Here is a 12,944-nt window from a genome sequence, read left to right as displayed (position 1 = left end):
CGGGCGGATTGTGTGATGAAAACATGCGGCCGAAGAGTCGGCCGCAACATATCCCGTAGCTAAAACCGTAATTTGCAAATAGCTCATGAGACAATGTGAGTTGAGTTTCAGGTCAATTACGAGTTCTCAATGGAGAGCTTGTGCCAGCGCGTTTAGTTTGTCGAACTTTTCATGATCTCTCGTGATGGTGTCGAATACGTGGATGCTGAAAAGTTTTGTATCCGTATAGAACCTTACAGTAGTCGCGCCTCCACCCGCCTTTTTATATTTAACTGGCGCAAGCGTTGCAGGCTTGCCATTTACCAATATATTTCCAGAGGCCTCTCTTACTCGTAGACGAGTCACGTCTGGATCAGTAAGAAAGCTATACTCAGTTAAGAACACGATACCCAAAATCGGATGCTGAAACTGGTATGTGAGAGAATGTATGGCTCCATCAGAAGACGGGTCTCCCCCAAGTCTCACTAACTCAGCCCGATCAAACTCGCTTCCTTCGAGATTAATTGGTGAGAAGCCAAGTTGCCCAAGCTGTTGAAAATTACTCACCTTTGTACGAGCCGTTAAGCGCGCACGTAAATCACGCCCTTCAGGTCGGTCAACGGTAATGTAACCATTGGCATTGAGCTCGCTATCCCACTGCTTCGCTTGTTCCGACATAATCTTAAGTTCCTCGTCAGCAGCAGTAACTGAACGGGGGTCAGAAGATTTATCTATCAAAATGTGCATCTTGAACTGATCTTGAGATGCGCCGGCAAGTGCCAAACTAGGGATAAGAGTGAGAATAAAGAGGATTAAATATTTCATACCTCACACTCCTTTCTGGCGCTGGATCCTTCAGCTTTCTCAATAATGGCACCACCTTGCTCAGGGTCACAAAATAGGTAGGTGTGAGTGGCCTGTACATTGAATTCATTAAGGGTATAGCCAGCTACTTCGGGCTCATCATGATTGCCGGTGGCAAAGGAAGACTGATTGCTTGTCGAAAATGGCGCAGGAGCATAGTGCTGATTGGCTACATAGCCTCCAGGTAGTAACTTGGTGAAGTGCTGGGCGTGAATGATTAGTTTATGCATTGTTGCCGAGGCAACGGATGTGGAGCTTACATCCCCCCCCCGGATGAATCACATAAAACATTGCTAGAAGAGCTAGTTGTTGGAAAGGCTGAATAACTATCTGCTGAGCAAAAAAGGCCAAAAACACAAAAGAGAAATCTATTCTTCATAATCAGGTCTCCAGCTAGAAAAATCCCGATTACGCTAAGAGCTACATCCAATCAGATCCAATGGTTATTTTGAATACAAATAAGAGCCACTATCGCAAAGTGTAATTAAGTAAAGTTCTGCAGGGGCAGTGTCCGGCCAGAATCCCGCACACTAATCCCTCGCCTATTTTTCCAGTAACAGCCCACACTCCCGGTGTTCCTCGCCCTTGGTGGGATCGAAGTAGACATCATTGTCCGGGAGCCCGTTTTCGTACACGTACTCTTCCACGTCCAGTTCGGTCAGGTGGAACATGGGCGCCACCCGGATGGTGCCGTGGTTACCCTTGGTGAAGATATCCAGGTTCTTGCGATGCGCGTTCTGGTCGTGGCGGATGCCATTCAGCCACACATCCGGCTTCAACTCCTGCATCGCCCGATTGAACGGCTCGAGCTTGACCGTGCGGGAGAAGAAGTCGTGCTCCGGCGTGTCCAGTGGTGGGATACCGCCGTAGACCGCGTTGTAATGCGCCGCGGACATCTTCGGGGAATAGGTGTACAGGTTCAGGTCGAGTTCCTTGATCAGGCGCTCGATATGCCGGTAGGTCTCAGGCGTGTTGTAGCCGTGGTCGACCCAGATCACGGGAATGTCCGGCCTGGCGCGGGTGACCAGGTGCAGGAACGCGACTGCCAGCGGCCTGAAATTGGTGAAAACCACCGGGTTCTCCGCGTGCTCCATGGTAAAGCCCATGATCTCGCTGGGCTTGGCTGCCCGGAACTGTTCGTTCATGGCCTGCAGGTCGGCACCATGTTGAAAGGTACGGTGTACAGAGAGAGGCTGGGCGATGGCGCTGGTCGTTCTGCTTTCCACGTCAGGATTTCCCGGTCGGACTTCTGGATTGGAGTCCGCATGCTACTGTGTCCAGGGTTGACTGAAAAATACTAAAAAAGAGTCAATATAGACTGATCAGTTATATAGGACATCGGTGGCCGAGACCCGTCTTGCCTGCTCAGGCGCTGCGTCGCTGCTGCTGCCGACGTTCCATCAGTAGCTCCTGCTGTCCGGCCACCGGGTTGCTATTGCGGTCGACTTCAACAAAGCCGTGCCGTTGCAGGAAAAAGCGACCACCCAGGTTTTCCTCCAGGATCCTGGCCCGGCTCACGTGACCTTCCTCCAACAGGTGTTCCAACAGCAGGCTGCCGGCACCGCTGCCCTGCGCGGCGCGGGCCACAAACAAGCAGCAGAGCTCGCCATCACGATTTACCGCAATCAGCCCATCGGCCCGCTCCAGGCCCCGCATTGAGAAGACATGCACAGCATCGGCACCCAGCGAATCCCGAAATACCACCAGTCGGGCCTCCCAGAACCGCCGCGGCAAGGACGGGTGTGCCTGGCTGAACGTATCAATCCAGAGGCGCTCAAGGCGTTGTCGATCGGCAGGTACCAGAGGTCGAATCATCGATGCACCGTAAGTAAGTACTCGCCGACGAATCTTAATCCGGCATCCCCGCGCTTCCTAACAGGCAGCCGACGGATAAGTACCTCAGGGCAATCTCTCACTAATAAGTGTGGCGCACTCGTAAAACTGATAGTAAAATGGAATCATTCTCATTAACAAATTCAATTCAATAACGCGTTACCGTCCATGGAGGATGCATGACCCGCTTTGTCCTGTCGCCACTGGCATTGGCCCTGGCTACTTCTCTCTCTGTACCTGCCCTTGCTGAGGAGGGCGCACCCACCCTTGAAACCCTGTCGGTGATTGGCGACAGCGAGTCGGCCAAGACCCTGCCCGGTTCCGCCCACCTGGTGGACGCAGAAGAACTGGCGAAGTTTGAGTTTGTGGATATCAACCGCATCGTGCGCGGCGTGCCCGGTGTCTACCTGCGCGAGGAAGACGGCTACGGCCTGCGCCCCAACCTGGGTATCCGCGGTTCCGGCAGTGGCCGCTCGGGCAAGATCTCGCTGATGGAAGACGGTGTACTGGCGGCCCCGGCCCCCTACGCGGCGCCTTCCGCCTATTACTTTCCCACCGCCGGCCGACTCAACGGCATTGAGGTCCTGAAGGGCCCGGGCACCCTCAAGTACGGTCCCTTCACCGTGGGTGGCGCGGTGAACATGCTCAGCACCCCGATTCCCGAGGCCACCACCGGCGTCGTCAAAGTTGAAGCCGGTGAGAACGGCGAAAACCGCCTGCATACCTATTACGGAAGCAGCACCGACACCACCGGTTTCCTGGTGGAGACCCACCAGCAATACGCCGATGGCTTCCGCGAAATCGATCGCGCCGGTTCCGCGGATATCCAGAAAGAGGATTACCTGGTGAAGGGCCGTATCAAGTCCGACGCCAGTGCCGCCTACCAGCAGCAGCTGGATATCAAGCTGCAGTACTCGGAAGAACTGTCAGGCATGAGTTACGTGGGCCTGACCGACGCAGATTTTGCCGCGGACCCCAACCGCCGCTACGGCCTCACCGCCCTGGATGAGATGCAGAACCGCCACAGCACGGTACAGCTGAATCACAGCATCGCGCTGAACGAGAGCTTCACTGTCCACACGCAGGCTTACTACAACAAATTCAAGCGCGACTGGTTCAAGGCCGACAACGCCGGTGACCTGATCGACGCTGCCAACGGTGGTGATACCCTGGCGCAGGCCATCCTGGATGGCGACGCCGATTTCGATGGACTGGAGGTCAAGCACAACAACCGCAAGTATGACTCCCGCGGGTTGCAAGTAAGTGCTAACTGGCAGCTGACCACAGGCGCCATCGCCCACGACCTGGACTTCGGGGTGCGCCGTCACTGGGACGAGGTGGACCGTTTCCAGCCCGTGGAGCTCTACAACCAGGTGAATGGCAACCTGTCCTTTGTGGAGAAAGAACTCCCCACAGGCGGTAATAACCGGGTGGAAGAAGCCGACGCGACCTCTCTCTTTATTTATGACGACATCGCCCTGGCGGAAGACCTGACCCTCACCGCGGCCCTGCGTTACGAGGACATCAGCACCGAACAGCAGCGCTACGATGATGTCGAGCGCAACCTCGAGGGCGGCTATCGCTCCAACGAGGTGGACGAGTGGCTGCCGGGCGTGGGCCTGGTTTACGACGTCAATCAGCAGTGGAGCCTGCTGGCCGGTGTCCATCGCGGTTTCGCCCCTCCCGGTGCCGGTTCGAAGGACGGCGTGGGTGCCGAGCTGTCTACTAACTACGAGTGGGGCGCGCGTTTCGATAACGGCAACCTGAACGGTGAGCTGATTGCCTTCTACAGCGATTATGAGAACACCGTGCAGAACTGCTCCGTGGCGGTACCCTGCCCGGATGGCGCCGACAGCGGTACCTTCAGCCTGGGCGAAGCGGAGATTCAGGGCCTCGAGGCCGCCATTGGCAGTGAGTGGGCACTTGCTAACGGCTGGATTGTCCCGCTGCGCGCGACCTATACCTACACCGATGCCGAGACTACCGAGGACAGCGACGATGGCGCCATCCTCGCCGGAGACAACCTGGCCTACCTGCCGGAAAATGTCTTTGCCCTCAGTACCGGTATCGACAGTGGCGCCAACTGGCGGGTGAACCTGACCGCGGCATTCCAGGATGAAATGTGCGTGAACAGCGACTGCAACCGTGGTGGTACCAATCAATACGATTACACTGGTTCCCTCTGGGTGCTGGACGCAGCGGCACATTACGACTTCAGCCAGGACCTGAGCGGCTACCTGAAAGTCGATAACCTGCTGGACGAGCAGGAGATCATCAGCCGCAGCCCGGATGGTGCCCGCGCCAACAAACCGCGCACCGCGATCGTGGGTGTGAAGTACGTGTTCTGATCCCGGGGAGGAGAGCACGACTGAGGAAAGGCCGCGATATTCTCGCGGCCTTTTTTTGTCCCGGGAAAAGCCTGCCCACATGTTGCTTTCCGCCAGCTTGAACAATCCGCTGGCGCTACCAGATCACCCCGGGAGAACCTACATTGTAAATACCGATTCCGGAGGAACTGACCATGCGAGCCACATTCGCTATTGCCGGACTGGCTGTGCTCCTGCTGCAGGTAGCCATTGCCCGCGCCGAACAGCCCAATGAACCTGCTGACGAAGCTGGCCAGCAGGCAATCGCTATCGCTGCTGGTCACCTGGATGTCCGTGCTGACCGCCTTGCGGTTCTTTCCGTCGAGGCACGGACCTGGACCGATTCCAGCCTCGGCTGCCCCAAACCCGGGCGCCGCTACCTGCCCGGTACCTTCGATGGCTTTGTCGTTACGGTGGCCCATGGCAGTGAACGTTATAGGGTTCACCTGGGTGACGATCGCGGGCTGGTCTGTGAGGGTGTGCTGCGGGAAGGGCCCTGATAAATACTCAGATACCTGGTATCGGGTCGGCTACGCAGTATCGAAACGGCCAAAAATATCCATAACCATTTCGATACTTGCAGATAAAGGCGAGCGGGAAAGGTTTCTGATCGATGTGCCGTGTCCAGCTCGTGGGCAAGGCGCAGCAGAGTGCACGGCCAGGAAATACTACTGCAGCAAGAAATCGGCAAATTGTGCCAGGTTCTCGAACAGGATGGTTTCCACCAGTCCTTCATCGGGATTGCTCACCAGTTGCTGCAGTGTTTCCTCACCACAGCCGGTGCGCACCAAGACCGGTTTGCATCCTTTGCCCACGGCGGCCTGCAGGTCACGCAGCCGGTCCCCGACGAAGTAGCAGTCGTGCAGGCTGGTATCGAACTCCGCCTCGATCACATCCAGCAGGCCAGTGGCGGGCTTGCGACAGCGGCAGCTGTCGGCATCGTCATGGGGGCAGTAAAAGATAGCCGCCACCTCGCCGCCGGCATCCTCCACCAGTGCGCGCATTTTTGCGTGCATGGCCTCCAGGTCATCCAGGTCAAACCAGCCGCGGGCCAGGCCGGGCTGGTTGGTGGCGATGGCGAGCTGGTAACCGGCCCGGGAGAGTTCGGCCATTGCTTCGATGCTGCCGGGCAGGGGTGTCCAGTCGTGGGCACTGCGGCAGCCACCTTCCACTTCCCGGTTAATCACCCCGTCCCGGTCGAGTACGATGATGGTCATAGTCCAGATCCGGTTGCGCCACCGGGGGCGCCTGCCTACTGGCGGGCGCCCCTGGTTTGCGGGCCAGAGTTATTTGGCCTGGGTTATTTGGCCGGTGCCAGCAGGGAAATATCGGCAACTTCCAGGAACAGCGCGCGCAACTGCGCCAGCAGTGCCAGTCGGTTGTCCCGCAGCTGCTCGTCTTCCGCCATTACCATGACGTTGTCGAAGAAGCTGTCGACCGTTTCCCGCAGGCCGGACAGTCCGGCCAGGCCATCGGTAAACATGGCTGCAGCGTACAGCGGTTGCACCTGTTCCTGGGCGTCCCGGACCGCTGCGTAGAGGGCTTTTTCCGCATCTTCCTGCAGCAGCTCCTCGTTCACGGAGGCGGGCACCGGGCCATCCAGCTTGGCGAGTATATTGGATACCCGCTTGTTGGCCGCGGCGAGAGCAGCGGCTTCCGGCAACTGGCTGAAGGTGTGCACCGCGTGCACCCGGTTGTCGATATCGAGCGGACGGGACAGTTTGCGCGCGGCTACCGCCATAAAGACCTCGGCGGGAATCCCCTGGTCCTCATAGCGGGCGCGGAAGCGCTCGAGCATATAGGCGAGGGCCTGTTCCACCACCGTGTTGTATTCGCCCAGGGCAGTGCGCGGATAATTGTCGCGGGCCAGCTCCAGCAGGGTACGCAGGTCCAGGTCCAGTTTCTTCTCCACCAGCAGGCGAATCACCCCGAGGCTGGCACGGCGCAGGGCGAAGGGATCGCGGGAACCACTGGGCGGTTGGCCAATGCCGAAAATACCCACCAGGGTATCCAGGCGGTCTGCCAGGGCCAGCACAGTCCCGGTTTCACTCTTGGGCAGCTCGTCGCCGGCGAACTTGGGCATGTACTGTTCATACATGGACTTGGCCACGTCCAGTGGCTCGCCATCGTTCTCGGCATAGTAGTAGCCCGCCACACCCTGCAGGTCGGCAAACTCGAATACCATCTCGGTGACCAGGTCCGACTTGCACAACTTGGCGGCGCGCTCGGCCTGGCTCTCGTCGGCGCCGATGGCGGCGGCGATTTTCGGCGCGAGTACGGCAAGTCGCTCGGTCTTGTCATAGATGGTGCCCAGCTTCTGCTGGAAGATCACCTGCTTGAGTTTTTCGCGGCGGGCCTCGAGGCTGGTCTTCTTGTCGGTATCGAAGAAGAAGGCGGCATCGGACAGGCGCGGGCGGATCACCCGCTCGTTACCCTCGATGACCTGCTTCGGGTCCTGGCTCTCGATATTGGCCACGGTGACGAAGAACGGCAGCAACTGGCCATCACCGTCCACCACGTGGAAGTATTTCTGGTGTTCCTTCATGGAGGAAATCAGGGCTTCCGCCGGAACGTCCAGGAAGCGTTCCTCGAAGCGGCCAGTGAGCGCCACCGGCCATTCCACCAGCGCGGTGACTTCATCCAGCAGGTCGTCGTCGATCACCGCCTCACCGTTGACGTTATGGGCCTCGGCGGTGACCTGGTCGCGGATCATCTCGCGGCGCTCGGCGAAATCCACCACCACGTGCCCGGGGTCGCGCAACTGCTGGACATAATCCTGCGGGGAGTGCACTTCCAGCTCGCGATCGCAGTGGAAACGGTGGCCTCGGCTGGTATTGCCGGCCCTGAGGCCGAGCACTTCGCCTTCAACCACGGCGTTGCCGAACAGCATCAGCAGCCAGTGAACCGGGCGCACAAACTCCTCGCGGCGGGCACCCCAGCGCATCCGCTTGGGAATCGGCAGCTGGGCCAGCGATTTCTCGACGATGCCGGGCAGCAGGCTCACGGTGTCGGCCCCTTTCTGTTCGCTGACAAAGGCCAGGCGCTCGCCCTTGTCGGTGTCCTTGCGGGACAGCTGGTCCACGGTGACGCCATTGCTGCGGGCGAAGCCCTCGGCGGCCTTGCTGGGCTTGCCATCCTTGTCGAAGGCGGCTTTCACTGCCGGGCCCAGCTTCTCGATCTGCTTGTCCCGCTGGCGCCCGGCCAGGCCGGTGACGGACACGGCCAGCCGGCGCGGTGCGGCGTAGGCCTTCACTTCGCCGAACTCCAATTCGGCACCCTCAAGGCCCTGTTTAATCCCTGCGGCAAAAGCCTCCATCAGGGTGTGCAGTGCGGTCGGCGGCAGTTCCTCGGTGCCCAGCTCTACCAGAAAATCCTGCGCCATTACTGCTTCTCCTCTTGTTCGGACTGCTGTTCCGGCTGCTCCGCCAGAATCTCTTTGCGAATGGCTTCCGCGGCCAGCGGAAAGCCCAGTGCGCGGCGCGCATCGTAATACGCCTGCGCCACGGCGCGGGCCAGGGTGCGCACGCGCAGGATGTAGCGCTGGCGCTCGGTTACCGAGATGGCGTGACGCGCATCCAGCAGGTTGAAGGCGTGGGATGCCTTCATCACCTGTTCATAGGCAGGCAGCGGCAGGCCCAGCTCGATCATGCGTTGGCTCTCGCGCTCGCAGTGATCGAAGGTGTTGAACAGGAACTCCACATCCGCGTGCTCGAAGTTGTAGTGGGACATCTCCACTTCGTTCTGGTGGAACACATCGCCATAGGTCACCGGGCTGCCGTCCGGGTTGCGGGTCCACACCAGGTCGTAGATGGACTCGACGTTCTGCAGGTACATGGCGATGCGCTCGAGGCCATAGGTGATCTCGCCAGTTACCGGGTAGCACTCCAGGCCGCCCACCTGCTGGAAATAGGTGAACTGGGTCACTTCCATACCGTTCAGCCACACCTCCCAGCCCAGGCCCCAGGCACCCAGGGTGGGGGATTCCCAGTTATCCTCGACAAAGCGGATATCGTGGATGGCCGGGTCCACACCCATGGCGCGCAGGCTGTCCAGGTACAGCTCCTGGATATTGTCCGGGGACGGCTTCATCACCACCTGGTACTGGTAGTAGTGTTGCAGGCGGTTGGGGTTGTCCCCATAGCGACCGTCGGTGGGGCGGCGGCAGGGCTGCACGTAGGCGGCATTCCAGGTTTCAGGGCCGATAGCGCGCAGGAAAGTGGCCGGGTGGAAGGTGCCCGCACCCACTTCCATATCCAGAGGCTGTAGAATGACGCACCCCTGGCGCGCCCAGTAATCCTGCAGGGCAAAGATCAGCCCCTGGAAAGTGCTTAGGTCGTATTGCTTGGACACCGCTATCTCCGGATATGTGTTATGTGCGGCCCGCGTGGCGGCCCCGCACTGGGGCCCGGCCGCGAGCGCGGGCAAAGGGTCGCAATTATAGCGGTAGCGGGGAGCGCACTAAACCCGTGGGGCAGGGTGCGCGGCCCCGGCACCGCAATCAATCACCATAATGGAGGGACAGGGCCGCGGGCCCGCGGTTCCATGTTCGTGTAACTGGCAGAGGAAGTTGTTGTCTTGGATATCAAGGGCCGGTTGGCGCTATTCACCCTGAAGCTGGTTGGCCGTCTGCCGTTGCGCTGGTCGCGCCGGCTCGGCCGTGTGGTGGGCTGGCTCGCGGTTTTGACCCGCGGCGAGACACTGCGCCTGACCCGTATCAACCTGGAGCGCTGTTACCCGGCCATGGACGCCCGTGAGCGCGAGCGGCTGGCGCGGCAGAGCGTGGTACACACCGCCATGACCGGTTTCGAGGTGGCCACGGTCTGGCAGCAGCCCTGGAGCCGCAGCGAGGACCAGATTATCCGGGTGCGCAACCAGCAGCTCCTTACCGACGAGGTGGATGAGGAACGCGGCGTACTGGTGCTGATCCCGCATATCGGCAACTGGGAGATCTTCGGCATGTACCTGGCAACCCTGGGGCCGGCCACCGCCCTGTATGCCCCGCCCAAGCTGGCTGCCCTGGACCCGGTGATTCGCGGCGCCCGCGAGGCCACCGGTGCGAGGCTGATGCCGACGGATATCCGCGGCGTGCGGGCGCTGCTCAAGGCCTTGAAGGCCGGTGAAATTGTGATGGTGCTGCCGGACCAGGAGCCCGACAGTGGCGGCGACTTCGCCCCCTTCTTTGGACGCCCGGCCCTCACCATGACCCTGGCCCACAACCTGCTGCAGCGCACCGGTTGCCGCTGTGTGTTCGGTTTCGGCAAGCGGGTGGATGACGGCTTTGAGCTGGTATTGCTGCCCGCAGAGCAGGCCATTTACAGCGACGAACAGAAGGTCTCACTGGCGGCAATGAATCGTGGTGTGGAGGCCTGTATTGGCGAGGCACCCGAGCAGTACCAGTGGGAGTACAAGCGCTTTCGCCGCCAGCCCGAGGGAAAGAGCGCCATCTATCGCAAGCCCTGAGGCCCACTGCGCCCGACTGGCTGCATAACCCGCTATGCTGGTGCTCCCGACTGACAAGAGTGCCGCCAGCCATGACTGAAGACTCCTCCCGCAAACTGCTTCTGGCGCAGATGGCCCTGCTGTCGGCGCTGGGGCTGGTGGTCGCCACTGTGGCCGCCCTTGTCTGGGGCCTGCTGCCCGGTATCAACCCCCTGTTCCAGTGGATGCTCGCCGACCTGGCCGGCACTGCCTGGTTCTATCCCCTGGTCGGGTTGCAGGACCTGGTGATCAATATGCTGCTCTGGTCGCCGGTGGCACTATTGATAGTGCGTATGCCTGCGGGCAATACCCCCCTGTTGCTGGGGGCGGCGCTGGTCCCGGCACTGCTGGGGATGAGCTGGCCGCTGTGGCACCTGGCCGGGGCAACCGGGCTGGGGCTGCGCGAGGTGTTGGCACTGCTGGTGCAGCTGGCGGCCCTGCCGCTGGTGTGGTTGCTGCTTTCACGCCGGCGCGCGGGCAAGCCGGCATCCAGCGCCCCGTCAGCCGCCGTGTAGCAGTCCCACCACCGTACCCGTCATGCAGGTGGCCAGCAGGCCGGCGAACAGAGCCCGGGTGGCCAGGTAGGCCACCTCCGCGGTACGCCCGGGCACGATGGTGGAAATGGTACCCACCACCAGGCCCAGGCTGGCAAAATTGGCAAAACCGCAGATGGCGTATACCAGCACCAGGTAGCTGTGTGGCGACAGGGCGCCGGGACCCAGCTCGGCGATGCGCTGGTAGGCAACAAACTCATTGAAGATCAGTTTGATGCTCATCAGCTCCGCTGCCTGGCCCAGGTCGGCACTGTCCACACCCATCAGCCACACGATCGGGTGGAACAGGAAGGAAGCCAGGTACTCGAGCGTGACCCCCTCACCGAACAGCGCACCCAGCAGCGCATTGACCAGGTAGATCAGTGCAAACAGCACCATAATCATACCGATGATATTCAGCAGCAGCCTGACGCCGTCCTCGGTGCCGCGCACCAGCGCGTCGAGGGTGCTCTGGGCCTCGCTGCGCACCGGGGGGATATGGTGCTGCTCGCGGTCGGCGGGTGGGACCCACAGCTGCGCGAACAGTACAGCCGCGGGCATGCTGACCAGCGATGCCACCAGGATATGCCCGGCCGGGTTGGCGATGATCCCATCCAGCTGGCTGGCGTATAACACCATGACGGTCCCCGCGACCGTGGACATGGCGGCGGTAATCAGCAGGAACAGGGTGGAGCGGGACATGGATTCGAAATAGGGGCGTACCAGCAGAGGCGCCTCGACGATACCGAAGAAGACGCTGGCGGCCACGCTGAAAGTCTGCAGGCCATCCAGGCGCAGGGCCTTCTGCAGCAGGAAGCCGAGCCCGCCGATGATTTTCTGTAAAATGCCCCAGTAGAACAGGATGGCGGAGAGGGCGCTCATCAGCAGCACAATGGGCAATACCTGGAAGGCGATGATGAAAGAGGTGCCGGGGCCGTCGGCCTCGAACGGCAGCTCCGCACCACCCAGGTAACCGAACATGTAACTGCTGCCGGCCAGTGCCGCCTGCTCCAGCACCTTGACCGCACTGTTGAGGCCCAGCAGCAGCTCCTGTACCCAGGTGACCCGCAGCATCACCCAGGCGATGGCGAACTGCAGCGCCAGGCAGGCGAGAATCATGCGCGGCGAGATCGCGCGGCGATTTTCACTCAGTAAAATCGGGATCGCGGTAAAGACCAGGATCCCCAGCAAACCTTGCCACATAAACAACATTTCCCCCCGCGCAAGGCGGCGCGATTACTAAACCATGACAGAGACACCAGCAACGACTCCCTGGCGCCATGTGCCCAATCTTCTCTCCGCCCTGCGCATCCTGTTGATTCCGGTCATTATCTGGTTGTCACTGAACCAATATGCCGAGGCTGCACTGGCGGCCTTTATGGTTGGTGCCCTGACCGATTTACTGGACGGCCAGTTAGCCCGGCGCTGTGGCTGGCATTCCCATCTTGGGGCAATGCTGGACCCGGTAGCGGACAAACTTTTTGTGCTCTGCCTGATGCCACTGATCTGGCAACTGAGTTCCGTGCTGGCCCTGTTCGTGTGGCTGGTGATTATCCGTTACACCCTTCAACTCAGTGTTTTCCCGGTATTGATGGGCTGGCTAAAGCGGCCGTTCAAGGTTGCCCCCAGGCTGGTACCCAAGGTGGCAACCCTGGTTGCCTTCCTGGTACTCGGCCTGGGCTTCGCCCAGCCGGTGGCACTGGAGTGGACGCCGCACTATACCCACACCGGAAACTTCTTTGGCCGCTCTATCCAGGCTGCGAGTGCCTTCGGTTGCCTGCTGGAAGCCTGGGTGCTGGTCACCTTCCTGCCCCGTTACGCACAGATTATCGTCGGTACCCACGATACTTTCGAATAGCGACGGTAACCGAATCACGGCCACGGGCCTGGT

General features: G+C 60.3%; 13 protein-coding genes. 5 read left to right on the top strand and 8 right to left on the bottom strand.

Features of this window, described 5'->3' with window-relative positions:
- Positions 1–126: 126 nt before the first annotated feature.
- From ACH6CX_RS07320 to ACH6CX_RS07305, 4 genes are all read right to left on the bottom strand, one after another.
- Positions 127–804 (bottom strand): hypothetical protein, encoded by a 678-nt coding sequence (locus ACH6CX_RS07320; RefSeq protein ID WP_232940349.1) that lies wholly within the window; start codon positions 802–804, stop codon positions 127–129.
- Positions 801–1,073, bottom strand: coding sequence for a hypothetical protein (locus tag ACH6CX_RS07315; RefSeq protein ID WP_237062317.1), 273 nt, complete (start codon positions 1,071–1,073; stop codon positions 801–803). Before ACH6CX_RS07315 ends, ACH6CX_RS07320 begins: the two co-directional genes overlap by 4 nt.
- Positions 1,074–1,385: 312 nt before the next feature.
- Positions 1,386–2,069 (bottom strand): phosphoadenosine phosphosulfate reductase family protein, encoded by a 684-nt coding sequence (locus ACH6CX_RS07310; RefSeq protein WP_237062319.1) that lies wholly within the window; start codon positions 2,067–2,069, stop codon positions 1,386–1,388.
- A gap of 139 nt (positions 2,070–2,208) precedes the next feature.
- Positions 2,209–2,658: a GNAT family N-acetyltransferase gene (locus tag ACH6CX_RS07305; protein WP_232940353.1), complete on the bottom strand. Its 450-nt coding sequence runs from the start codon at positions 2,656–2,658 to the stop codon at positions 2,209–2,211.
- A gap of 197 nt (positions 2,659–2,855) precedes the next feature.
- On the opposite strand from ACH6CX_RS07305, the gene ACH6CX_RS07300 reads away from it, so the two are divergent.
- Positions 2,856–5,024, top strand: coding sequence for a TonB-dependent receptor domain-containing protein (locus ACH6CX_RS07300; protein WP_237062321.1), 2,169 nt, complete (start codon positions 2,856–2,858; stop codon positions 5,022–5,024).
- Positions 5,025–5,197: 173 nt separating this feature from the next.
- Positions 5,198–5,542: a hypothetical protein gene (locus ACH6CX_RS07295; RefSeq protein WP_237062322.1), complete on the top strand. Its 345-nt coding sequence runs from the start codon at positions 5,198–5,200 to the stop codon at positions 5,540–5,542.
- 168 nt (positions 5,543–5,710) lie between these two features.
- Here the strand turns inward: ACH6CX_RS07295 and gmhB are convergent, their stop codons facing one another.
- From gmhB to glyQ, 3 genes are all read right to left on the bottom strand, one after another.
- The gene (gene gmhB, locus ACH6CX_RS07290) at positions 5,711–6,259 is read right to left on the bottom strand and encodes a D-glycero-beta-D-manno-heptose 1,7-bisphosphate 7-phosphatase (RefSeq protein WP_232940356.1); all 549 of its coding nucleotides are present in this window, start codon (positions 6,257–6,259) and stop codon (positions 5,711–5,713) included.
- 83 nt (positions 6,260–6,342) lie between these two features.
- Positions 6,343–8,424 (bottom strand): glycine--tRNA ligase subunit beta, encoded by a 2,082-nt coding sequence (gene glyS / locus ACH6CX_RS07285; RefSeq protein ID WP_232940357.1) that lies wholly within the window; start codon positions 8,422–8,424, stop codon positions 6,343–6,345.
- Positions 8,424–9,392 (bottom strand): glycine--tRNA ligase subunit alpha, encoded by a 969-nt coding sequence (gene glyQ, locus ACH6CX_RS07280; protein ID WP_232940358.1) that lies wholly within the window; start codon positions 9,390–9,392, stop codon positions 8,424–8,426. The genes glyS and glyQ overlap by 1 nt, the downstream gene beginning before the upstream one ends.
- 225 nt (positions 9,393–9,617) lie before the next feature.
- Between glyQ and ACH6CX_RS07275 the strand changes: the two genes are divergently transcribed.
- Together ACH6CX_RS07275 and ACH6CX_RS07270 are read left to right on the top strand one after the other, a co-directional pair.
- On the top strand, positions 9,618–10,502 hold the full coding sequence (locus tag ACH6CX_RS07275; RefSeq protein ID WP_232940359.1) for a lysophospholipid acyltransferase family protein: 885 nt from the start codon (positions 9,618–9,620) through the stop codon (positions 10,500–10,502).
- A 71-nt stretch (positions 10,503–10,573) separates the two neighbouring features.
- Positions 10,574–11,035, top strand: coding sequence for a hypothetical protein (locus ACH6CX_RS07270; protein WP_232940360.1), 462 nt, complete (start codon positions 10,574–10,576; stop codon positions 11,033–11,035).
- Here the strand turns inward: ACH6CX_RS07270 and ACH6CX_RS07265 are convergent.
- Complete coding sequence (locus ACH6CX_RS07265; protein WP_237062324.1) at positions 11,021–12,256, bottom strand: NupC/NupG family nucleoside CNT transporter; 1,236 nt, start codon at positions 12,254–12,256, stop codon at positions 11,021–11,023. The two genes, ACH6CX_RS07270 and ACH6CX_RS07265, sit on opposite strands and share 15 nt — an antisense overlap.
- A gap of 43 nt (positions 12,257–12,299) precedes the next feature.
- Here ACH6CX_RS07265 and ACH6CX_RS07260 point away from each other — a divergent pair, with 43 nt between their 5' ends.
- Positions 12,300–12,911 carry a CDP-alcohol phosphatidyltransferase family protein gene (locus ACH6CX_RS07260; RefSeq protein WP_232940362.1) on the top strand — a complete coding sequence of 204 codons (612 nt, stop codon included), beginning with the start codon at positions 12,300–12,302 and terminating at the stop codon, positions 12,909–12,911.
- Positions 12,912–12,944 lie beyond the last annotated feature (33 nt).

The sequence above is a fragment of the Microbulbifer sp. JSM ZJ756 genome, assembly GCF_044383805.1.
Lineage (GTDB): Bacteria > Pseudomonadota > Gammaproteobacteria > Pseudomonadales > Cellvibrionaceae > Microbulbifer > Microbulbifer zhoushanensis.
The sequence above is the reverse complement of the archived record's forward strand: the minus strand, read 5'-3'. Positions and strand labels throughout refer to the sequence as shown.

Excerpts from the sequence above, each read along its gene's own strand:
- gmhB (WP_232940356.1), bottom strand. The coding sequence starts at position 6,259 with ATGACCATCATCGTACTCGACCGGGACGGGGTGATTAACCGGGAAGTG.
- ACH6CX_RS07320 (WP_232940349.1), bottom strand. The coding sequence starts at position 804 with ATGAAATATTTAATCCTCTTTATTCTCACTCTTATCCCTAGTTTGGCA.
- glyS (WP_232940357.1), bottom strand. The coding sequence starts at position 8,424 with ATGGCGCAGGATTTTCTGGTAGAGCTGGGCACCGAGGAACTGCCGCCG.
- ACH6CX_RS07265 (WP_237062324.1), bottom strand. The coding sequence starts at position 12,256 with ATGTGGCAAGGTTTGCTGGGGATCCTGGTCTTTACCGCGATCCCGATT.
- ACH6CX_RS07305 (WP_232940353.1), bottom strand. The coding sequence starts at position 2,658 with ATGATTCGACCTCTGGTACCTGCCGATCGACAACGCCTTGAGCGCCTC.
- ACH6CX_RS07295 (WP_237062322.1), top strand. The coding sequence starts at position 5,198 with ATGCGAGCCACATTCGCTATTGCCGGACTGGCTGTGCTCCTGCTGCAG.
- ACH6CX_RS07315 (WP_237062317.1), bottom strand. The coding sequence starts at position 1,073 with ATGCATAAACTAATCATTCACGCCCAGCACTTCACCAAGTTACTACCT.
- ACH6CX_RS07300 (WP_237062321.1), top strand. The coding sequence starts at position 2,856 with ATGACCCGCTTTGTCCTGTCGCCACTGGCATTGGCCCTGGCTACTTCT.
- ACH6CX_RS07260 (WP_232940362.1), top strand. The coding sequence starts at position 12,300 with ATGACAGAGACACCAGCAACGACTCCCTGGCGCCATGTGCCCAATCTT.
- ACH6CX_RS07270 (WP_232940360.1), top strand. The coding sequence starts at position 10,574 with ATGACTGAAGACTCCTCCCGCAAACTGCTTCTGGCGCAGATGGCCCTG.